Source organism: Motiliproteus sp. MSK22-1 (genome assembly GCF_001968815.1).
Classification (GTDB): Bacteria; Pseudomonadota; Gammaproteobacteria; order Pseudomonadales; family Balneatricaceae; genus Motiliproteus.
On sequence record NZ_MIEQ01000096.1, the window covers coordinates 539,072 to 559,270 of the forward strand.

A 20,199-nucleotide genomic window follows, 5' to 3' on the forward strand; every position below is an offset into this window, starting at 1 on the left:
CAATGGGGATACTACACACTATTTTTGCTGTTCGCCCTCTTGCTTGCTAACGCTTCAAATTGGCGGCCAACAAAAAACAGCGCTCCACAAAAGCCTCCAAATGTTAGACCGCGACCTGATACAAAAATTCGCCAAGTCTAGCTGGAGCAATGATAAGGGGTTTTGAAGTCCCTCTTTAAAAGTAGACTATTTCGCTGGTTCACGGGGAATATTAATGAAGGTTCTGTTGCTCAGCGCCTATGATGGAGCGAGTCATCGCTATTGGCGGCAAGGGTTGGAAAGTGCGTTTCCAGAGTATTCCTGGACGGTTCTGACGTTACCTGGATATTATTTCAGCTGGCGAATTCGCGGTAATCCTTTATCTTGGCTGCACGCGGAAAATGACGCTCTCAGATGTAATTATGATCTTATTGTTGCCACATCAATGGTGGATCTGGCAACGTTAAAAGGACTTTACCCTAATCTGGCTGTGACTCCTTCAGTCTGCTATTTCCACGAGAATCAGTTTGAGTATCCATCTCGGAATCAAGGGGGGAAAACGCTGGAACCGTCAATGGTTAATCTATACTCAGCGTTGGCTTCCAACCGTATCCTGTTTAATTCCCGGCACAATCGCGACAGTTTCTTTCAGGGGGCTGACAAGCTGATGAAGCAGCTTCCAGACTATCGTCCCCGTCCTGTGTCCGCCTTAATGACTGAGAAGAGCTCAATCGTACCGGTACCGCTTGCTGATGAGCTAAAAGAGTACCAAGCGATCAATCAATCTGAATCGTTTACGGTAGACTGGAATCACCGTTGGCAATGCATTGGTAATGGGACACCAATAAAAATTGCCTGGGCTGCGCGATGGGAGCATGATAAAGGACCGGACCGGCTCCTTGCTGTTATGCGCGAATTAGAGCACCGGCGCGTTGAATATCGAATCTGCGTATTGGGTGAGGAGTTTCGAGATTCCCCTTCAGAATTTCAGACGATCAAGGATGATTTCAGGCACAGATTGGTGCAAGCCGGTTTTGTTGAGTCTAAGGAAGAGTATTACCATTGGCTGGCGTCCGCCGATTTATTCCTTTCCACGTCCATTCATGAATTCCAGGGACTCTCGGCATTAGAGGGAATAGCTCTTGGCTGTGTACCTGTCTTGCCTGACCGCCTGTCGTACCTGGAGCTTGTATCTTCTGAGTATTTATATGAGAGCTGTATGGAGGACATTATCGAGGAAGCTCATTCAGCTGCCGGTTTAATTGAAAGCTTTGTGGATAGGCCGCTAAGAGCCCCCAAGGTTGATCATCTATTCTGGAGACCCATGAAAGCTAAGTACCAGAGAGAATTCAAGGAGTGTGCAGAGGTGTCGAATACACCATTGCCTTGACCATGTTTTAGCGGCGATCTGTTTCTGGCTATTTCTTGGGTTGCTCTGTGTTGTTTTTTGCTGCTTCAGCTTCTTCGGCCGAAATGACTTTTACCTGAAGCACATTTTCAGCGTATTGTTTCCAGACTGCCGCTGCCTTCTCAGCAGATTCCTTGTGTTTGGTCATGGCGGAATTCTGTTTGTTTACGAACGTTTCGAGGCATGATCTGTAGTCATTTACTTTTTCGTCGAACTTTTGCTTATCCAGTTCTGTAACGAACTGAAGTGGCTTCTTTGGAGGGCGGCAATTATTATTCTCCGCGAAAAAATGGGCATTTGCCTGAGCAGAGGCTATTAGCAGAGTGACTGAGATCAGCGCTGATGAGAAGGGCTTTAAGAGCAGTGTGCCCGGCTTGTATGATCTTTGTTGGTCGGTTTTTTTCCGCTTAGGTGTTTCGCACAAAATCATAGATGTTCCCTCACTTGGCCTGTGAAACCAGGGGTGTTGAATTCAATGTCGCTTGTAATCGCCGGGTGCTGTTTGGAATCTAACTCTGTTGGGTAATCTTTCTACCAAGCGGCCAGACTCCTTAATCATCCTTTTGAATTGTCTTTATGACAAATACTGCTCAGTATGGCAAATGCAGGTTTCTATTATTTAGCTCCCTTGGGTATTTTTATCATAATAGTGTGGAAGCCAAAACGAGACTTTCTTGCGAATCTAAATGATAATAATTAAGATTAATGATCAATATTGTAGTATTTGGTCATTAATCATGACATTGGTTATCAATGATTGCCCCGCTGAAAAATTGTTTATAGAGCATAACTCCTGGTTACGTTGTTGGCTGCTATCTCGCCTTGAATGTAGTTATCAGGCTGAGGATCTGGTGCAGGATACTTTTGTCCGAGTTATCAGAAGGCGCGAGCAGTTGCGCCATGCGCCGCTTTACGAGCCCAAAGCCTATCTGGTGACTATTGCGCGAGGATTACTGACAGACCATTGGCGTAGAAAAGAATTAGAACAGGCCTGGAAAGAAACGCTGGCCCATTTACCGGAAGAGGCTGTTCCATCGCCGGAAATCCGATTGGCTCTGTTCGAAGTGCTTACCGAAATAGATGAGATTCTTGACACGCTAAAACCATCTGTCCGCAGAGCATTTATATGGTCGCAGCTTGAGGGGTATAGCTGCCGCAGGATAGCTGAAGAACTTGATGTATCACTATCTACTGCAGAGCGTTATGTGGCCAAAGCATTGCGCAGGTGCTATGACCTGCGGTTTTGTCTATGAGTCTGAGACAAGCTCCGCTACCTGATTCGATTGTTGATGAAGCGATAGATTGGTTGATTCGCTTGGAGTTGAGCGATCACTCTGAAGGCGCTCACCCGGCATTTGAACGTTGGTTACAGCAAACACCACAGCACCAGCTTGCCTGGGCGCGAATTACAGGCATTCGTCGTCACTTTTCCTCAATACCTTCAAAGCCACTTACTCAAACGCTCTCCAACATCAATCAACAAAAAACTCAGTCTGGTGCCAGCCGCAGACAGGTTTTAAAGATCTTGTCTATGTCCGGGTTAATGCTTGGTAGTGGTTGGTTTTCTAAAGAATATACGCCCTGGCAACGGTTACTGGCTGACTACAGCACCCGTATTGGCGAACAGAACAGCTTTATGCTGACGGATAACAGCAACGTTATTCTAAACACTGATAGTGCTATATCTGTAGATTTTGCGGCCGATACTCGGCAAATTCATTTGCGGCGGGGGGAGATGCAGCTTACGACTGGTTCTGATGATGGCTATCGTCCCAGACGTTCAATGCTTATCAAAACGCCTTTCGGGCAAATTTCTGCTTTGAATACGCGTTTGACGATACGATTAAAGCACGATCAGGCCAGGGTAAGTGTTCATGAAGGTCTGGCTGATCTGACTAATAGCAAAGGACCAGAAAGACTTATCCGTTCCGGTGAAAGTTTATGGTTTTCAGCTGGGAGAGTATTGCCTGCGATAAACTCTTCTATTTCTCCTGATGCTTGGGTATCAGGGGCTATCACAGGGCAGCATATTCCGCTGGGAGAGTTGTTGGATGAACTCGGTCGCTATCGTGTCGGGATTATCGACTGTGCGCCTGAATTAAAAGATCAACAAGTATCTGGGAGTTTTCAGCTTAGGGATACTGATAAGACCCTGAGGTTTCTGGCTCAGGTTCAACCCGTTCGAGTGGAATTTCGAACTGCTTATTGGGTTGTTGTGCGTCCGGTGTAGCTTTTTAATTAATTTTGACGGGATTTTGGTTTTGGTTCGGCCCATTAGGTAAGAACGCCAGGTTAATGGCGAGAAATCACTAATGAAGGAGCCCCAATGAACTTTCCCGTCACCACCGGTCGACCAATACGTCTATTCATGCACCCTTTAACCCTTACGATACGCTCTGTGGTGCTGGGATTGGCTTTGAACATTGCATCGCCTGCTATTGTCTCTGCTGAGACGGTTACTTCTGTTGTTGATGTGCAGCTTTATGAAATTCCTGCAGGTGCCTTGAAAAAAGCATTAGAGCAATTCGCACGGACCGCAAGGTCAAATTTAAATTATGTACCGGACCAGCTCAAAGGTAAGCGAAGTTCAGGATTAAGTGGTCATTATGATAGTCATGAAGCCTTAGATCGACTTTTGCTGGGTAGCGGTATCCAGGCGGTAGCAAATGCCGACGGGTTTGACTTAAGACTTGAGCAGGTTGCGCCGCATCAGCTCAATCCAATCAACGTCTATGGCCGCCTGAGAAATGACAGTCTCTTCAATGTTCCTCAAAGCGTCTCCGTGCGTGGTCGAGAGTATTTTGAAGCAGGTACGGCGGATAGTGTTGGGGATGTTATTGAATCTGTTCCTGGGGCAAGTCGTATCGGCTCTTCGATGGATATGTTCTCTGATGATTATCTGATCCGCGGCTTTAATGCTGAACAGTCAACTAATGGCTTAGGTTTTAGACGTAATGATCATCCTACAGATCTTGCTAATGTTGAGCGTATTGAGGTACTGAAAGGGCCGTCGTCGGTGCTGTTTGGTCAAATGGAACCGGGTGGGACGGTTAATGTTGTGACCAAACAACCGCTGGATTATTTCCAGGCAGATACTTCGGTTGAATATGGTAATCACAATCGCGTCAGGACTGCACTGGATGTAACGGGACCGTTGAATGATACTGTCAGAGCCCGTCTTAACATGGCCTATCAGGACGGTGACGGATCAGTTGATAATCTTAGCTACCAGAGATTATTTATTGCGCCTAATCTGGAAATGGACCTTACAGAGTCAACCTCCCTGACCATTGAGGGTAGTTATTCTGCGAATACATGGCACGGCATTCACGGTGGTGCGCCGCTAGAAGGTTCAATACAAGCTAATCCAAACGGTCGGTACGCGAAGTCTTTTAATCCTGGCGGAGATGACAGTACCACCGAACGTGATTCAAAAATGATCAATATACGTTTGACTGAAGCAGTTACGGACCGTGTTGATGCCCGGTTCAGCTATACCTATACCCGTAATGATGCTGATTGGAATGAGTATGTTCCTTTTGGACTGGATGAGACTGATCACCGGACTCTTGATCGATTGGTGTTTGTTGGTAAGGATACTTATAAGAAAGATCATGAACTGGTCGTTGATCTGAGTGGCGAGTTAGAGGTTGGTGGATTAAGTCACACTTTTATCCTGGGCTTTAACTATCAGGATTCCAGTTTATTTCGGCCTACTAGACTGCATATGGCCGATTCCATTGATCTGTATAACCCCCAATACAAGGCTGCGATTCTGAGTGAAGCGCCTTTGATTCGTGACAGGGGCTTTGTCCAGGATACGGAGGTGATGGCAGCTTTCTTCCAGGACCGAATAACATTCAAAGATAGCTTCCACCTTATCGGTGGTTTACGTTATACCGATTCAGAACAGTCTCAGGTTAGCGTTGATCATTTGAACAACAGTGAATCGCAGGATGCATTGAACCAATCAGACTGGACCACTCAAATAGGTGTAATTTACGACCTTAGTGATGATGCTTCGGTTTACGTTAATCGCAGTGAGTCCTTTGTGCCTCAAGGAGGAACAACATCCGGGAAAAAACCGTTAGAAGCAGAAGAAAGCACACAATATGAAGTAGGAATGCGTTTTGATCTGGAGGATATGGAGATTAATCTGGCAGGCTTTGTGATCAGGAAAGAGAACATTGCTATAGAAGATCCTCTTGATGGCAATTTTGAAGTTGCGCAGGGAACAGCACAGTCTAGAGGTTTTGAGCTGTCAATTGGTGGGCATCTGACGCCTGACTGGTATCTGAATGCGGCCTATGGTTATACCGATACCGAAATTTTGTACAGTGATGATAAGGCGTTGGAAGGGAATCGTTTTGCCAACGTACCTTTACACACCGCCTCTTTGCAGACGGGTTATCAGATTAACGCAATTCCCGGGCTTAGCATCGGTGGCGCAATTATCTATGTTGGGAGTCGTCCCGGAAATGATGACAACAGCTTTGAGTTGCCGGGGCATACCCGCGTTGATCTGGCGGCTTACTATGCCCTTAATGATCAGTTACAACTGGATCTACTGGTTGATAATGTATTGGATGAGGAGGTTTTCTCACCAGGAGCCTTTAATGGCGTTGTCCGAGAACCCTCGCGAACCTTTGCAGCTCGCTTGAAGTATCAATTCTGATTTGATTTAAAGGGAAGGATTAGTCTTCTTGCGACCAGTTATCAATCAGCAAATAAAGTCTAATCCTTCACGCTTGTTTCAGCGCTTAGAGTCCCAATTTGTTCGCAACGTAGTCGGCGTCCTTGTCACCCCGTCCGCTGAGGTTTACCAGAATAGTCTGGTCTTTGGGAAGTGTGGCCGCCAGTTTCATGGCGTGGGCGACTGCGTGGGAGCTTTCCAATGCGGGGATAATTCCTTCAACTCGTGATAGCGTCATAAATGCATCCAGGCATTCGTCATCGGTAATGGAGACGTAGTTTACCCGTTCAATATCCTTCAGGTAGCAATGTTGTGGGCCTACACCCGGGTAGTCCAGGCCGGAAGCGATTGAGTGAACGGGTAAGGGTTCTCCGTCATTATCCTGAAGCAGATAGCATTTAAAACCATGGATAGCGCCAGGCGAGCCCTTGGTTAAAGTGGCGGAATGGTCAGGGGTATCAAGGCCCTTTCCTGCGGGTTCTATCCCGGTGATATTGACGCTTTTATCTTCAAGGAATGCTGTGAACAGCCCCATGGCGTTGCTGCCGCCGCCAACACAAGCCATGATGTGATCGGGTAGCCCTCCCTCCTGTTCTTGAAACTGAGCTTTGGCTTCCTTACCAATAATGCTCTGGAAGTCTCTCACCATCATAGGGAATGGGTGGGGGCCTACAACCGACCCGATTGCGTAGAAATAATTTACCGGATCCTTAAGATACTCTACAAAGGCGCTGTCTACGGCATCCTTCAGAGTCGCGGTTCCCATGGTTACGGGAACTACTTTGCAGCCGAGTATTTTCATTTTGGTAACGTTGGGATGTTCTTTCTCGATATCTACCTGACCCATGTGGATTTCGCACTCAATACCGACCAGCGCACAGGCGGTTGCCAGGGCAACGCCGTGCTGCCCTGCGCCGGTCTCAGCAAGGACTTTGGTCTTCCCCATGTGTTTGGCTAACAGAGCTTCACCCAGGCAGTGGTTTATTTTATGGGCACCGGTGTGATTAAGGTCTTCACGCTTAAGGTATATTTTTGCGCCGCCACACTTTTCGGTCAGTCTTCTGGCAAAATAAAGAGGGCTTGGGCGGCCAACATAATATTTGTATAGATCAAGGAGTTCATTTTGATAACCTTCGCTGTCCTTTATTTCGAGGTATGACTGCGCGATTTGATCCATGATTTCCTTTAGCTGGGGTGGGATCTCCTGACCACCATATTCACCGAAGAAACCTTGTGCATCTGGCATGGGAGCAAATTCGTTTGTATTCATCTGACTGGATTATCCTCTTTTAAAAAGCGTCGCCGGTGACAGCCATTTTTTGTATCTTTAAATCATTGTATCTTTACAAAACTGATAGAAGCCGGTCGGGGCCATCTATACACAACCGTATATTAGCAATAATTTAACTGCAAGCGGAATGTGGTTAACGGTATTGACCCCGGGTGTGGCCATAAAGTACAAGTGAGCCTGGCAAAAAAACAGGGGCAATCGAGAAGTATATGCAAATTGTTGCGGACGAAAATATTCCTTTAGTCGATGAGTTCTTTTCCCATCTAGGAAGGGTGGTCAAATACCCCGGGCGCCAGCTATCAGCAGATCAGGTAAAGGATGCTGACATCCTGCTGGTTCGGTCCGTTACCCCGGTGAATAAATCGTTGCTGGACAACAGTGCTGTCAAGTTTGTCGCCAGTGCCACAATTGGAACCGACCATGTTGATATTGACTACCTCCGGCAAAGGGGAATCGGCTTTGCCAATGCCCCCGGTTGTAATGCAGAGTCTGTGGTGAATTATGTTCTGTCTTCTTTGTTTCATCTTGAGGCCAAAACCGGCCGCGCTTTAACAGCTAGGAAAATCGGCATTATTGGCGCCGGTAATGTTGGCAGTCTGTTGCAAGAGCGGTTGTTATCGATGGGGCTAAGTGTCGTTATTAACGACCCGCCAAGAGCTGAGCGAGAAGGGAATAAGGGTGAAAATAACGCCGGTAACGATGCTGGTCAGCCATTTCACAGCTTGGATCAATTGCTGACTGACTGTGATACTTTTTGTTTACATACGCCGTTGACGACAACAGGACCTTATCCGAGCTATCACCTGTTGGATCAATCGGAGCTTCAAAAGCTGAACCCCGGCTCTTGGTTAATCAATGCTGGGCGTGGGGGAGCCATTAATAATCGTGCATTATCTGTGATCTTAGCAGAAAGGTCTGATCTGAGTGTCATTCTGGATGTGTGGGAAAATGAACCTTCCGTAGATGTTTCCCTGGCCCAGCAGGTGGATATAGGAACTCCTCATATTGCTGGTTATAGTCTTGAAGGACGAATGAAAGGGACGGAAATGATCTATCAGGCCGCTTGCGATTACCTTGATGTGGCTGCTGTCCGAGTGTTGGATGAGCTAATTCCTCCTCCTGTACTTGATACTGTGGCGTTAAGTGAAAGCTTGGCTGAGCAAGAATCTCAGGGCCTGCAAAGAAGACTGGTGAACCTGTGCTATGACCCTAGAGAGGATCATCAAAGGCTCATGAGGACGTTACATCTTGATCCTATGGCAAGAGCCCGTGAGTTTGACCGATTACGTAAAGAGTATCCCATGCGAAGGGAGTTCGGAAGTCTGAAAATAACAGGCATAACACCTGGACATAAACTCTATGATGCGCTCCATGCGACAGGCTTTAAGCTGATGGGGGGGTGAGCCACTGCCGTACAATTAGGATGCGGCCTGGACTTAAACACAGTATCCTTGATGGTCCGATATGGAATTTTGCTCAGGCAGATTTATCAGCATTATACAGCGGTGTAAGGCTGGGTTTTGTATCAACCAGAAAATTATTCAGCAACAGATAGAGTGTAACTATTCTCCACAATGCTACATCCCACCAAACCATCATCATTGTTACAACAGGGCGATAAAGAACAGCTGCGATTTGATGAGCTACGATTTCCGGTAGGAGAACGGGTCAAGTTGGAAGTTCGTTCGCCTAAGGCACGTTATACCGTGTTTTATGTCGGGCATTTTCGTGAGCGGTCGTTACTTTTATCAGTACCGCAAAAAAATGGTAGCGCGCAGCTGCTGCCTGAGGGGACTTTGGTTACTGTTCGAATGATTGCTTCCAACCGGGCTTGTGCCTTTTCTTCTCGAGTACAAAAGAGTCAGATGACACCTTTTCCGATGCTTTATATCGATTATCCCGGGTTAGTTGAGGCCGTAATGGTGCGAAAAGCGCCTCGTGTCAGTTCCCGTTTGATCGTTTCACTTGATGAAGTTGAGGAAGGGGCTATTGGCGGAGGTTGGCCCCGGCAGGCGATGTGTTCTGATATCAGCCTGCATGGGGCTCGCATTGAAGCCAGCGACATGCTTGGAGAAGTTGGCGAAGAAATATTTATGACGGCAAGAATGAAAGTCGGAGAAGTTGATCAGCTATTGCTGACAAAATGTACTCTGCGCAATCTGGAAGACCTGGAAGACCCCTACACTGGCGATTACAGAGTCATACATGGTGTTGAGTTTGTTGACTTGGATGAAGAGACGCAATTGACCCTGACCGGGTTTGTTTTTCAGCAGATGCTCAAAGAGAAAGGTGTTCTTTAATTAATCAGATTCTTTAATAAAAACGTTCAATAAGAGTTCCAATAAGAACTCTAATAAAAAAACCACTGATGAAAGAGTTATCTAAGGAGCCTATGAACAAGCCCCGAAGGACCCACAGAGAACACAATGGACTTATTTACAGGTCCCTTAGTTAAAGCTGGTACTACCTGGTTCGGCAACAGGTAAATATTTTTACCCTGTTCAAGTCGGCAGGCAGAAATGCATGTAAGTTGAGATGAGGCTGGAATGTTCAAACTGGGATTGATAATCAATCCACTGGCTGGTGTCGGTGGCAGTGTTGCACTCAAAGGCAGCGATGGCGAAGAAACGGCGCGTAAAGCGTTGGCTATGGGGGCGGTTCCCATGGCTGCGGTTCGAACGGCCCAGGCGCTGGAACCTTTAAAAAAGCTTGAGCTTGAATTGATAACAGCTCCTGCAGAGATGGGAGCGGATGTAGCCCGCTCGTCAGGCTTTGCCCCCTCTGTTGTCGGTGACATTCAAAGTGGCAATACCCGTGCTGAAGATACCTGTAAAATTGCTCGTGCCATGGCTGCTTTAGGTGCTGATCTGATTCTGTTTGCCGGTGGAGATGGCACTGCCCGGGATATATGCAGAGAGCTCTCTGATTCCATTCCAGTATTAGGCATTCCGGCTGGCGTAAAAATTCACTCAGGCGTGTATGCAGTAACGCCAAAAGCAGCGGGTGAGATAGTCTCAATGCTGGTTAAAGGAGATCTGGTCACCCTGAAAGATCAGGAAGTCAGGGATATTGATGAAGAGGCCTTCAGGCAAGGGGTCGTTCGGGCAAAATATTATGGAGAACTATTGGTTCCGGAAGAAGGGAGATATCTGCAACACGTTAAAAATGGCAGCGGTAAAGAAGATGAGCAGCTTGTGCTGGAGGATATTGCTGCCGAAGTCATTGAGACGATGGAAGATGATGTATTTTACATTATGGGTTCCGGTAGTACGGTAAAGGCGGTCATGGATGGGCTGGGGCTGCCTAATACATTGCTGGGTGTCGACGTGGTGCGCAATCGTGAATTGATAGCCAGCGATCTTACCGCTCAGCAGTTACTTGAGGTCATTGGTGACCATGATGCGCGTATCGTCATCACCGTTATAGGTGGGCAGGGGCATATTATTGGGCGCGGCAATCAGCAACTGAGTGCTGAGTTGTTGCGTAAAGTAGGTCGCGAGCATTTGATCGTTATTGCAACCAAGAGCAAGTTGAAGACTTTGGAGGGGCGGCCGCTTATTGTTGATTCAGGAGATTCGGATCTTAATCATCAGCTCGCTGGACTAATCAGGGTTATTACTGGATATAAAGATGCAGTTTTATACCGGGTAGCGGATTATTAATACGAATGACTTAAAACCTTAGTCGTTCAGTTCAGGTTCTGAGTTTTTTGTTTTAGTGCGAAGATCGGATAAGGTTTAAAAAAGAGGGGGGAGCAGAATATGCTCCCCCTTTTTATCTGGTAACCGTTATCAGTTTATTTCCCCTATATCTGGTGGCGCAGGCGGTCAATACGATCATCCAGTGGGGGGTGGCTGGCAAACAGTTGCGCCAAGCCTTGCTTGAGGCCGCCGTTAATACCGAAGGCTACCAGTTGGTCGGGCATTTGCGAAGGGATTTCCTGTTCTGCTTTCAATCGTTGTAATGCTCCGATCATTGCATGGTTGCTGGCGAGACGAGCACCCATTTCATCGGCTCGATATTCACGTTTGCGAGAGAACCAGGCAACGATGATTGAGGCCAGAATACCAAGCACAACTTCTGCAAAGATCGTTGTAAGAAAGTAGCCGATTCCATGTCCTTCTTCATTCTTGAGGATTACTCTGTCTACCGTGTGTCCTATTATGCGGGCAAAGAACATCACAAAGGCGTTAACTACACCCTGAATCAGCGCAAGTGTGACCATGTCGCCATTAGCCACATGACCAATTTCGTGGGCAAGCACCGCTCGAATCTCTTCAGGCCGAAATCTGCTTAATAACCCTTGACTGACAGCAACAAGGGCGTCGTTTTTGTTCCATCCTGTTGCGAAGGCATTTGACTGGCTGGAAGGAAAAATTCCCACTTCCGGCATTTTTATGCCGGCCTCTCGGGAAAGTTCATCTACAGTATCTAGTAGCCATTTTTCGTCAGCAGTTCGGGGAGTTTCTATTATTTGCGTCCCCGTGCTTCTTTTAGCCATCCATTTTGATATGAATAGCGAAATCAGAGAGCCGGTCATGCCAAAGACACCGCAAATAACCAACAGATTGCCCAGATCAAGATCTATACCGTTGGCCTGAAGGGTTGAGCCTACGCCGAGTAGGCTTAGCGTTATACTGGCAACAATCATAATTGCCAGGTTTGTAGCCAGGAATAACAATATTCGCATTTGATGCTTCCTTCGTTACAGCAGTAAATTGAATGCAAAAATATAAACTTGCTGGTTAGATGGGGTCCACTGAATAAAGTTTCAAGACTTTTGTTAAGGTATAATTAATTTCATTTAGGGAGTTAAGGATGGTCGATGCAACCGATATTTGACGCTATTTATAGCGGTCTGAATGAGTCCAGTGTAGATGCTAAACGACTATTTCATGGTCGTGGGCACTGTTATGACGGATTAGAATTTATAAATGTTGATCTGTTGCCGCCTGTTGTTTTTATCACTTTATACAACGAAATTGATCTTGCTCAGTTGAAGGTATTGGTTGATTTTACTGCCCGACACCAGCAGGTCGAAGGCGTGTTGGTACAGCACCGGTATAAAAAAGGGGCGCCTTCTGAAGTTTTTTATGGGAATGTTCCTGATTCCCTGGATATTGTCGAGGCTGGGTTGATTTATCAGATTTGCCCCGGACAGAAACTAAACAGCGGCTTTTTTCTGGATATGTCTGAGGGGCGTCAATGGGTTCGGTTAAACAGTCGTAACACTAAAGTGCTTAATTTATTTGCTTATACCTGCGGATTTTCGGTTGCCGCCATGGCTGGCGGAGCAGCGCAGGTAGTGAATCTGGATATGAGCCGTGGGGCTTTAGAGCGTGGGCGTGAAAATCATCGGCTTAATAATCAGGATATGTCGAGAGTTCGGTTTCTTCCTTACGAGCTTTTTCGCTCTTGGGGCCGCTTGAAAAAGATGGGGCCGTTTGAACGGATTATTATTGATCCTCCATCGTTCCAAAAGGGCAGCTTTGTTGCTTCGAAAGATTATCAACGGGTGCTAAAACGATTACCTGAACTCTTATCATCCCCGGCGCAGGTTTTACTTTGTCTTAACGACCCTGCAACCGGTCCGGAATTTTTGATCGATTTGATGAAAGAGCACTGTCCAGATGCCCGTTACTTTAAGCGACTTTCAAATCCTGAGACTTTCCCCGAGCGATACGATGACAGAGGATTGAAAGTATTGGTATTTAACTATCAGAAGTCAGAGGTATCTGCTGATCAACCTTAGAGTCAGAAAGCTGGCGAGTAGCATCTTTGGTGAGGCTTGCGTGGTTCAGGAGGGATTGACTACATGCTCTGCTTAGACGAATGGGACGAGAGGGAGCTGTCGCCAGATTTTCTGAGCATTTATGGATTAATGTGCTCTGTCGTGATATTTCAATAGCTTTAAGGCTGAGCCATAACGTTGACATGGGATACATCCCCCTCCGTGCTTCATTGAGGATCTTGCAGTAACTGATTATCATCAATTTGTTATAACGTAAAAGAAAGTTTACTCTTTGATTTTGGTAAGGTTATAAAGGTTTACAGTCTACTGAAAAGTAAGTAAAAGGTTAGTTGTCTATCCTGATGTTTTTCCAATCATAGAAGCATAAAAAAATGGGACAGTATTGAAAATTCCCTTACGGCAGCGGCTTTCATATCGCCAGGCCAAATATACATTGATTATTGTTGTGCTACTTGGCCTGGTTGCCAGCGGTGTGCAAATTGCCTTTGATTGGTATCGGGAAAGCTCGGGACTTAAGCTACGAATCGATGAATTTGTAAAGCCTCTGGAATCTTCTGCTTTACAGGCCGCTTATGAGTTAGATGAAGTTCTCGCACTTCGAATTATTCAAGGGCTGAATCAGATTGAGCCGCTGTATTCGGCCGTGTTGCAGGATGAGCTGGGTAATGTCATTGCGGAACGTCACCGGGAACTGGGTGATGTGCCCGGCCAGAGCATAGTGACGTTGCTTGATATTCGATCAAAAAAGTTTAACTTTCCGCTGGTTTTGGTTGATGGTGCGAAAGTAGGTGATTTAATAGTCACTGTTGATACGGCTGTTCTCTATCAGGATTTCTTTGATCGAAGCTGGCGTTTGCTGATCTTTGGTATCTTTAGAAACCTGGTTATTGGTGTGGTGCTGCTTGTGCTTTATTACCTGATGGTAACTAAGCCGATGGTCAGGCTGAGCAACAGTATGAGCCGACTTCAGGAAGGTCATAATAAACAGGATCGCTTGGTTATCCCTGAATTTCACCAAAAAGATGAGTTGGGGTTGATTGTCAATACCTTCAACGAACTTTGGAGTGGCAGAAACAGTGCTGAGAAAGCTCTGGAAAAAAGTGAATCCTATTTCAGAATGGTGATGGAGCAAGCCGGCGAGGGGCTTTATCTGTTTAACACCAGCGGCCGGATTCTTGATGTTAACCCTCAGGCTTGCAACTCTTTAGGCTTTAGTCGGGAAGAGCTGTTGAGTATGAGTTTAATCGATATTGATCCAACGCTTACATACGAACGACTTAAGGATATTATCTCGTCAATGTCTGTTGGAAAACAGGTTTCCATTGAAAGCAGTCATCGGAGTAAAGACGGACGAGAGTACCCCATTGATGTTCGAATGACCCTGGTTGATCTCAACGGTGTCACGCGTCTATTGGCATCAGTGAGGGATATTACTGAACGTAAGCGAGCTGAGGAGAGAATTAAACACCTGGCTTATTATGATGCTTTGACAGGTTTACCCAACCGCAGTCTGTTGCAGGATCGGCTTAAGCAGGCGTTGGCTTCTGCCGTGCGTCATAATCACACCGGCGCGTTGATGTTCCTGGATCTGGATCGTTTTAAAACGATCAATGATTCGCTAGGGCATGATGTTGGGGATCGATTGCTGAAGGCTGTGGCTCAGCGCCTTAACGGGTGTTTACGGGATGAGGATACAGCGTCTCGTATCGGTGGAGACGAGTTCGTGATATTGGCCCCCGACTTGTCCCAAAATGCAGATAAAGCAGCAACACAAGCCAAAGAACTGGCCGAGAAGCTGCTGGAGCAGTTTCGGCGTCCGTTTCAGATTGGCGAAGAGGAATTGTTTGTTTCCGGTAGTGTTGGGATTAGTTTGTTTCCCAATGAGGAGACCGATAGCACGGGTTTACTGCGACAAGCAGATACTGCCATGTATCGTGCTAAGGCTTCCTCCAATGGCTTCCATTTTTATCAACCGCAGATGCAAATAAGCATCAATGAGCGCCTGAGTCTTGAGAAGGACCTTAACAGGGCGTTGGATCGAAACGAGTTTTTGCTGTTTTATCAGCCTCAGGTGAACTCTAAAGGGCAGGTTGTCGGGGCTGAAGCGTTGCTGCGTTGGATGCATCCTGAAAAGGGTCTGGTGCCTCCGGACAAGTTTATCCCTATTGCTGAAGAGACCGGCCTGATTATACCGATTGGTGATTGGGTGCTTGAAAAAGCATGCGAGCAATTGGATCTATGGCGGCAAAAATGTTTACCAGCAAGCTTTCATCGTCTCGCTGTCAACATAAGCCCCAAGCAGTTTGGCCGTGAAGAATTTGTTCGACGACTTGAAGAGTTGATAAAACAGTATCCAGAAGCATCGGCGTACCTGGAATTAGAACTAACAGAAAACATGCTCGTTGATCAGGTGGAGCAGACCAGTAGTCAAATGCAGCAGCTGAAATCATGGGGAATGCGATTTTCTATTGATGATTTTGGCACTGGCTATTCCTCACTTCGCTATCTAAAGCATTTACCGTTGGATCAGCTTAAAATTGACCAGTCATTTGTCAGGGATATTTGTGTGGATGACAATAGCCTGGCTATTGTTGATACGATAGTCGCCATGGCGAGGCATCTTAAGTTGAGTATTATCGCCGAGGGTGTGGAAACAGAGGAGGAGCTTGCGGCTCTGAAGCGCCTGGGCTGTACCTGTTATCAGGGATACTACTTTTCCAAACCCGTTGCAGTGGATGAGTTTGAGGAGTACATGGGAAAAGTACAGTCAGCCGCTGTTACGATCTAGCAGGCTTCAACCCGATCTTCGTAAGCAGTGATTTATGAACGGGAGCTGACAGGAGATACCAAACGACGCCTTCAGGCTCTTCAGACTGGTGCCGTTTGAGCGATATCTACTGTAGCTTCCGAGGTTTGAGTATTACTGCTCGTAAGATTTGAGGAAGCTGGCTATTCGGCCAATGGCATCTTCCAGTTCATCAAAGTGGGGTAAAAATACCAACCGGAAGTGTTGTGTGTCAGGCAGGTTAAAGCCGGAGCCCTGAACAATCAGTACTTTTTGCTGAGTCAGTAAATCCAATGCCATTTTTTCGTCGTTGTGTATCGGATAGACACCGGGATCCAGCTTTGGAAACAAGTACATGGCACCCATAGGTTTAGTGCAGGAAACTCCCGGAATCTCATTTAACAGTTTCCAGGCTATTTCTCGCTGATCGTACAGGCGTCCGCCGGGTACAATCAGCTCATTAATGCTCTGATATCCGCCAAGGGCCGTCTGAATGGCATTCTGAGCAGGTACGTTAGCGCACAGGCGCATATTGGAGAGCATGTCCAGGCCCTCGATGTAGTCGCGAGCCCTATGCTTGGGGCCGCTTACAATCATCCATCCCGCTCTGAAGCCAGCAGAGCGGTAGGCTTTTGATAAACCGTTAAAGCTAATAAATAACACGTCTTCAGCCAATGATGCCATCGGTATGTGTAGCGCATTATCGTATATGATCTTGTCGTATATTTCGTCAGCAAAAATAATGAGCTTATGCTCTCTGGCAAGTTCGACAATTTGCAATAAAACTTCTTTGGAATAGACAGCACCGGTCGGGTTGTTAGGGTTAATAACGACGATCCCGCGTGTCCGATCAGTAATTTTACTGCGAATGTCTTCTATACTTGGAGTCCAGTCAGCTGACTCATCGCAAAGGTAATGTACGGGAGTGCCTCCTGCCAAACTGACTGCGGCTGTCCAGAGAGGGTAGTCAGGGGATGGTATCAGCATCTCGTCGGTGTCATTAATGAGCGCCTGCATCGACATCATTATTAATTCACTGACGCCATTGCCCAGATAGATATCATCAATAGTGACGTTTTCTATTTGCCGACGTTGACACTCATGCATAACTGCCTTACGGGCAGAGAACAGTCCTTTTGAGTCGCAATATCCCTGGGCTGAGGGGAGGTTGTGAATTACGTCCTGGACGATTTCCTCTGGTGCGTCGAATCCAAAAGGAGCAGGGTTACCTATATTAAGTTTTATGATGCGCTGGCCTTCTTCCTCCAGGCGCTTTGCTTCTTCCAGAACTGGTCCACGTATGTCGTAACATACGTTGATCAATTTGTTTGATTTTCTGACAACACCCATGCTCATACTCTAACTATTAACAAATAGACCTGGTCGGACAGCTATAATACGCGGCTAAGGATCATGCGAACAAGCCCCTGGTGCTTCAGAGGGCTCGCTGAGAACATAATGGACTTATTCGAAGGTTCCCTGATCAAGAGATGCAAAGGGTCAGCGATTAGATACAGCGGCTGATATTCAGGTTCATTTTTGTTAGAAAAGTTTGTAGGTTAGTGTTTTCTTTTACAGTTGCGCGAATAGAAGGTCTGGATGAAGGATTTTAAATGGATATCAGAGCATGCTTATGCTCATAAAGGTGCGGATTTTATAGAGAGTTGTCTGCCTGAAATCAAAAGTGCTGATGAATTGCTTAAGGTGCCAGATGATCGTTACCTCTCTGATATGTCCCGGCGTATATTCCAGGCCGGGTTAAAGCACTCTCTGGTGGATAGCAAGTGGCCGGAATTTGAGAAAGCGTTTTATGGCTTCGACCCAGAGAAAATATGCCTGATGAGTGATCAGCAGTTGGAAAATCAAATGCAAAATAAGCTGATTATTCGTCACTGGGCAAAGATTAAATCAATCAGAACTAATGCTTTGATGATCAGGGATATAGAAAAATCTCAGGGTTCTTTTGCCAGCTTGATAGCGGCTTGGCCATGTACCGAAATTGTTGACTTATGGGGGCTGTTAAAAAAACAGGGGGCTCAACTGGGAGGCTTGTCAGCTGCATCGTTTCTCCGAATGGCCGGAAAGGATACCTTCAAACTGACGCCGGATGTGGTTGCAGCACTGATGTCCCAGGCGATTGTTGACAAGACGCCGACAAGTAAGCGAGATCTTCAAGCAGTGCAGAACGCTTTCAATCAATGGCATAAGGAAAGCAATCGACCGTTCAGCCATATAAGCATGATGCTAGCGTTTACCGTTGGATGGTGATACGCCGGCGGACTGTTTTGCGTGCGCCCGCCGAGCCTGGGTCTGGAAGCCACAGAGAACACAATGGGCCTTTGACGGGTTCCCTAATGTTTTATGAAATCAACAAGCTTTTGATCGTTAAATAGTCGGGTAAGAGTTTCAGATAAGATATCGTTAATGATTTTCTGATTTTCTTCCTCGCTTGGCAGCTTTATATAGCTGTGGGTTTTGCTGGAGTTGAACTGACCGTTATGTTCTCTCGATGCTTTTAATACGTTTGCCCTGATGCGAGTTTTCAGTGTTACTTTTTTTGGTACCGAGCTGTCGTCAGCGGTATAGCTGAGCTCATCGATGATGATATTGACCAGAATGGGACTCGGGCTCATTCCTGTAGTCTGCAACCCAAGGTTTTCAAGGGCTTTTAGCGCAGTTGGGCGCAGGCTTTCTTCTATAGGGCGGGCGGGGTAGATGTAGCTGCTTTCTGCGTAGACGCCACCTCTAGTCCCCAGTTGATTTTGTGAGCGTCGGTCCTCGATGTTGAGTTTCACCACATGCGAGACAGGAATGCTATTGGTAACTGTTACCGTTGGGTTGAGCTCTACATTTTGCGGACTGAGAGCGCAGCCAGTAAGTGCGATCGATAACAAGGCGAGTAAAGAAGTCTTTAAGAGCATGGTATCTAATTCCTGAGTATGTTTTTTTGTGACGGGTTTTGTTTTTGATTTCTATACTGTGATGAGCCTTTATTTATGAGTATTTATTGTCCTCGCCTGGGTTTTAACTGGCTGAGAAAAACGTCCAGTGAAGGCGCGATTTCTCTGATCGGCGGTTTCCCGGGCTCCTCCAGGAGAATTCGGCCGCTATCGTTTTCAATACTTAAAATCAGCTCATCCGGTTCTGTACAGGCGAAGAAAAAGGTCGGTGGGGACTTGGCTTTCCGTTTAGACAGGCAATGACCAATCAGATTGCCTCTGAGTCTCTCGTAATCGCTGTCATTCCAAACAAATAGCAAACTGAGGTGATCGCCATTAAAACTGGCGGGTATGGAGTCTGACCAGTACCGACTATAGTACTGCTTAATATCGGTATGAATTTTAAATTCAAGGGCATCCTCGAGTCTTTCAAACAGGTCGGTTGGCTTGTCTTGCAGTATTGGCTTCCAAGGTGAGTTACTTTCGACGTCCGGGCTTTCCTGATAGCAGGCAGACGGCCAGTCTTCGTCATATGCTATGACCGGAAGTGCTGTTTCGTCGTTTTGATACTGATCAAGATAAAGGTTGATCAGCTGATCTAAGGCTTGTTCTACTGCTGATGGCATCTATAGTTATTCCAGTTTTGTGGTTATCCGACGGTTGTCACCGTTTTACTGGGTCAAAGCAGGACTGTTTATGCAGCCTGATTACGGCGGTTTGATCGTCCCATTCTTGCGAGTCCGTGTTTTCTAATGAGGGATTTGATTCCGCCAGTTTGAAACTATCACTCTATTTGCTGACTTTTATTCTGATATAAACAAAGTAGTTATTTTGTTCACCTTTTGCTGTTTGTTCAACCGATGCGGGTAAAGAAACTTTCTATGGTGTTAGCAGGTGCTTAGGGTTACCCCTTAACAACAGGAGGGCGGGCTATCAGAGAAGTGGTTTAGCATCTGAGTGGGGGCTGTCTGATTGGGAGGCAGAGGGCGCTCAATCCTTTCCCGAGCTGTTTAATGATCCTTTGTAATCAATCGCTTTGCTCTGTTTATCAACAATATAAATACTGTTTTTCCAGTGGATAGGTTGCCAATCAGATAATCGATACGGAGAGTCAAAAAACCTGTTTTCTTTTACAAGAAGGGTTTGACAAGTATCCGAAAAAGCGTAGAATTCGCAGCTCCTGATTTGGGCGGTACGGAAACTTGTTTCCTCTGCCAGATAAAGGGGATTGCGGAGCGGTAGTTCAGCTGGTTAGAATACCGGCCTGTCACGCCGGGGGTCGCGGGTTCGAATCCCGTCCGTTCCGCCACTTTGATTGAGCTGATCGATAAGGTCAGCGTTAATCGGAAGAA

Annotated in this window: 16 protein-coding genes and 1 tRNA gene; 11 read left to right on the forward strand and 6 right to left on the reverse strand. The window is 46.5% G+C overall.

Annotation, left to right across the window (positions count from 1 at the left end; translation table 11 throughout):
- Positions 1 to 214: 214 nt before the first annotated feature.
- Positions 215 to 1,369 (forward strand): DUF3524 domain-containing protein, encoded by a 1,155-nt coding sequence (locus tag BGP75_RS26050; RefSeq protein ID WP_076721803.1) that lies wholly within the window; start codon positions 215 to 217, stop codon positions 1,367 to 1,369.
- 28 nt (positions 1,370 to 1,397) lie between these two features.
- Here BGP75_RS26050 and BGP75_RS27130 read toward each other — a convergent pair whose 3' ends face one another.
- Positions 1,398 to 1,535: a hypothetical protein gene (locus tag BGP75_RS27130; RefSeq protein ID WP_158070180.1), complete on the reverse strand. Its 138-nt coding sequence runs from the start codon at positions 1,533 to 1,535 to the stop codon at positions 1,398 to 1,400.
- A 589-nt stretch (positions 1,536 to 2,124) separates the two neighbouring features.
- Here BGP75_RS27130 and BGP75_RS26060 point away from each other — a divergent pair.
- The 3 genes from BGP75_RS26060 to BGP75_RS26070 all read left to right on the forward strand — a co-directional run bounded on the left by BGP75_RS26060 (position 2,125) and on the right by BGP75_RS26070 (position 6,062).
- Complete coding sequence (locus tag BGP75_RS26060) at positions 2,125 to 2,640, forward strand: sigma-70 family RNA polymerase sigma factor (protein WP_076721872.1); 516 nt, start codon at positions 2,125 to 2,127, stop codon at positions 2,638 to 2,640.
- The gene (locus BGP75_RS26065) at positions 2,637 to 3,617 is read left to right on the forward strand and encodes a FecR domain-containing protein (RefSeq protein WP_076721805.1); all 981 of its coding nucleotides are present in this window, start codon (positions 2,637 to 2,639) and stop codon (positions 3,615 to 3,617) included. Before BGP75_RS26060 ends, BGP75_RS26065 begins: the two co-directional genes overlap by 4 nt.
- A 96-nt stretch (positions 3,618 to 3,713) precedes the next feature.
- A complete protein-coding gene (locus tag BGP75_RS26070; RefSeq protein ID WP_143821193.1) occupies positions 3,714 to 6,062 on the forward strand; it encodes a TonB-dependent receptor in 2,349 nt (782 codons plus the stop codon).
- An 85-nt stretch (positions 6,063 to 6,147) separates the two neighbouring features.
- Here BGP75_RS26070 and trpB read toward each other — a convergent pair whose 3' ends face one another.
- Positions 6,148 to 7,350 carry a tryptophan synthase subunit beta gene (gene trpB / locus BGP75_RS26075; protein WP_076721806.1) on the reverse strand — a complete coding sequence of 401 codons (1,203 nt, stop codon included), beginning with the start codon at positions 7,348 to 7,350 and terminating at the stop codon, positions 6,148 to 6,150.
- Between the two features lie 230 nt (positions 7,351 to 7,580).
- On the opposite strand from trpB, the gene pdxB reads away from it, so the two are divergent.
- From pdxB to BGP75_RS26090, 3 genes are all read left to right on the forward strand, one after another.
- Positions 7,581 to 8,774, forward strand: a complete 1,194-nt coding sequence (gene pdxB / locus BGP75_RS26080) for a 4-phosphoerythronate dehydrogenase PdxB (RefSeq protein WP_076721807.1) — start codon at positions 7,581 to 7,583, stop codon at positions 8,772 to 8,774.
- A gap of 171 nt (positions 8,775 to 8,945) precedes the next feature.
- Positions 8,946 to 9,671 carry a flagellar brake protein gene (locus BGP75_RS26085; protein WP_076721808.1) on the forward strand — a complete coding sequence of 242 codons (726 nt, stop codon included), beginning with the start codon at positions 8,946 to 8,948 and terminating at the stop codon, positions 9,669 to 9,671.
- Positions 9,672 to 9,917: 246 nt separating this feature from the next.
- Positions 9,918 to 11,033 carry an ATP-NAD kinase family protein gene (locus BGP75_RS26090; RefSeq protein ID WP_076721809.1) on the forward strand — a complete coding sequence of 372 codons (1,116 nt, stop codon included), beginning with the start codon at positions 9,918 to 9,920 and terminating at the stop codon, positions 11,031 to 11,033.
- 143 nt (positions 11,034 to 11,176) lie between these two features.
- Here the strand turns inward: BGP75_RS26090 and htpX are convergent, their stop codons facing one another.
- Positions 11,177 to 12,061: a protease HtpX gene (htpX, locus tag BGP75_RS26095; protein ID WP_076721810.1), complete on the reverse strand. Its 885-nt coding sequence runs from the start codon at positions 12,059 to 12,061 to the stop codon at positions 11,177 to 11,179.
- Positions 12,062 to 12,196: 135 nt separating this feature from the next.
- Here htpX and BGP75_RS26100 point away from each other — a divergent pair, with 135 nt between their 5' ends.
- Positions 12,197 to 13,123, forward strand: coding sequence for a class I SAM-dependent methyltransferase (locus tag BGP75_RS26100; RefSeq protein ID WP_076721811.1), 927 nt, complete (start codon positions 12,197 to 12,199; stop codon positions 13,121 to 13,123).
- 382 nt (positions 13,124 to 13,505) lie between these two features.
- Entirely contained in the window at positions 13,506 to 15,911 is a 2,406-nt protein-coding gene (locus BGP75_RS26105; protein ID WP_076721812.1) for an EAL domain-containing protein, read from the forward strand.
- Between the two features lie 132 nt (positions 15,912 to 16,043).
- Here BGP75_RS26105 and BGP75_RS26110 read toward each other — a convergent pair whose 3' ends face one another.
- Positions 16,044 to 17,258 carry a pyridoxal phosphate-dependent aminotransferase gene (locus tag BGP75_RS26110; protein ID WP_076721813.1) on the reverse strand — a complete coding sequence of 405 codons (1,215 nt, stop codon included), beginning with the start codon at positions 17,256 to 17,258 and terminating at the stop codon, positions 16,044 to 16,046.
- 249 nt (positions 17,259 to 17,507) lie between these two features.
- Between BGP75_RS26110 and BGP75_RS26115 the strand changes: the two genes are divergently transcribed.
- Positions 17,508 to 18,176 carry a DNA-3-methyladenine glycosylase I gene (locus tag BGP75_RS26115; protein WP_076721814.1) on the forward strand — a complete coding sequence of 223 codons (669 nt, stop codon included), beginning with the start codon at positions 17,508 to 17,510 and terminating at the stop codon, positions 18,174 to 18,176.
- An 83-nt stretch (positions 18,177 to 18,259) separates the two neighbouring features.
- Here BGP75_RS26115 and BGP75_RS26120 read toward each other — a convergent pair whose 3' ends face one another.
- Together BGP75_RS26120 and syd are read right to left on the reverse strand one after the other, a co-directional pair.
- Entirely contained in the window at positions 18,260 to 18,829 is a 570-nt protein-coding gene (locus BGP75_RS26120) for a YajG family lipoprotein (protein ID WP_076721815.1), read from the reverse strand.
- 83 nt (positions 18,830 to 18,912) lie between these two features.
- A complete protein-coding gene (syd, locus tag BGP75_RS26125) occupies positions 18,913 to 19,473 on the reverse strand; it encodes a SecY-interacting protein (RefSeq protein ID WP_076721816.1) in 561 nt (186 codons plus the stop codon).
- A gap of 606 nt (positions 19,474 to 20,079) precedes the next feature.
- Between syd and BGP75_RS26130 the strand changes: the two genes are divergently transcribed.
- Positions 20,080 to 20,156, forward strand: a tRNA-Asp gene (locus tag BGP75_RS26130).
- The last annotated feature ends 43 nt before the right edge of the window (positions 20,157 to 20,199 follow it).

Excerpts from the sequence above, each read along its gene's own strand:
- BGP75_RS26050 (WP_076721803.1), top strand. The coding sequence starts at position 215 with ATGAAGGTTCTGTTGCTCAGCGCCTATGATGGAGCGAGTCATCGCTAT.
- BGP75_RS27130 (WP_158070180.1), bottom strand. The coding sequence starts at position 1,535 with ATGACCAAACACAAGGAATCTGCTGAGAAGGCAGCGGCAGTCTGGAAA.
- BGP75_RS26060 (WP_076721872.1), top strand. The coding sequence starts at position 2,125 with ATGACATTGGTTATCAATGATTGCCCCGCTGAAAAATTGTTTATAGAG.
- BGP75_RS26065 (WP_076721805.1), top strand. The coding sequence starts at position 2,637 with ATGAGTCTGAGACAAGCTCCGCTACCTGATTCGATTGTTGATGAAGCG.
- BGP75_RS26070 (WP_143821193.1), top strand. The coding sequence starts at position 3,714 with ATGAACTTTCCCGTCACCACCGGTCGACCAATACGTCTATTCATGCAC.
- trpB (WP_076721806.1), bottom strand. The coding sequence starts at position 7,350 with ATGAATACAAACGAATTTGCTCCCATGCCAGATGCACAAGGTTTCTTC.
- pdxB (WP_076721807.1), top strand. The coding sequence starts at position 7,581 with ATGCAAATTGTTGCGGACGAAAATATTCCTTTAGTCGATGAGTTCTTT.
- BGP75_RS26085 (WP_076721808.1), top strand. The coding sequence starts at position 8,946 with ATGCTACATCCCACCAAACCATCATCATTGTTACAACAGGGCGATAAA.
- BGP75_RS26090 (WP_076721809.1), top strand. The coding sequence starts at position 9,918 with ATGTTCAAACTGGGATTGATAATCAATCCACTGGCTGGTGTCGGTGGC.
- htpX (WP_076721810.1), bottom strand. The coding sequence starts at position 12,061 with ATGCGAATATTGTTATTCCTGGCTACAAACCTGGCAATTATGATTGTT.
- BGP75_RS26100 (WP_076721811.1), top strand. The coding sequence starts at position 12,197 with ATGCAACCGATATTTGACGCTATTTATAGCGGTCTGAATGAGTCCAGT.
- BGP75_RS26110 (WP_076721813.1), bottom strand. The coding sequence starts at position 17,258 with ATGGGTGTTGTCAGAAAATCAAACAAATTGATCAACGTATGTTACGAC.
- BGP75_RS26115 (WP_076721814.1), top strand. The coding sequence starts at position 17,508 with ATGAAGGATTTTAAATGGATATCAGAGCATGCTTATGCTCATAAAGGT.
- BGP75_RS26120 (WP_076721815.1), bottom strand. The coding sequence starts at position 18,829 with ATGCTCTTAAAGACTTCTTTACTCGCCTTGTTATCGATCGCACTTACT.
- syd (WP_076721816.1), bottom strand. The coding sequence starts at position 19,473 with ATGCCATCAGCAGTAGAACAAGCCTTAGATCAGCTGATCAACCTTTAT.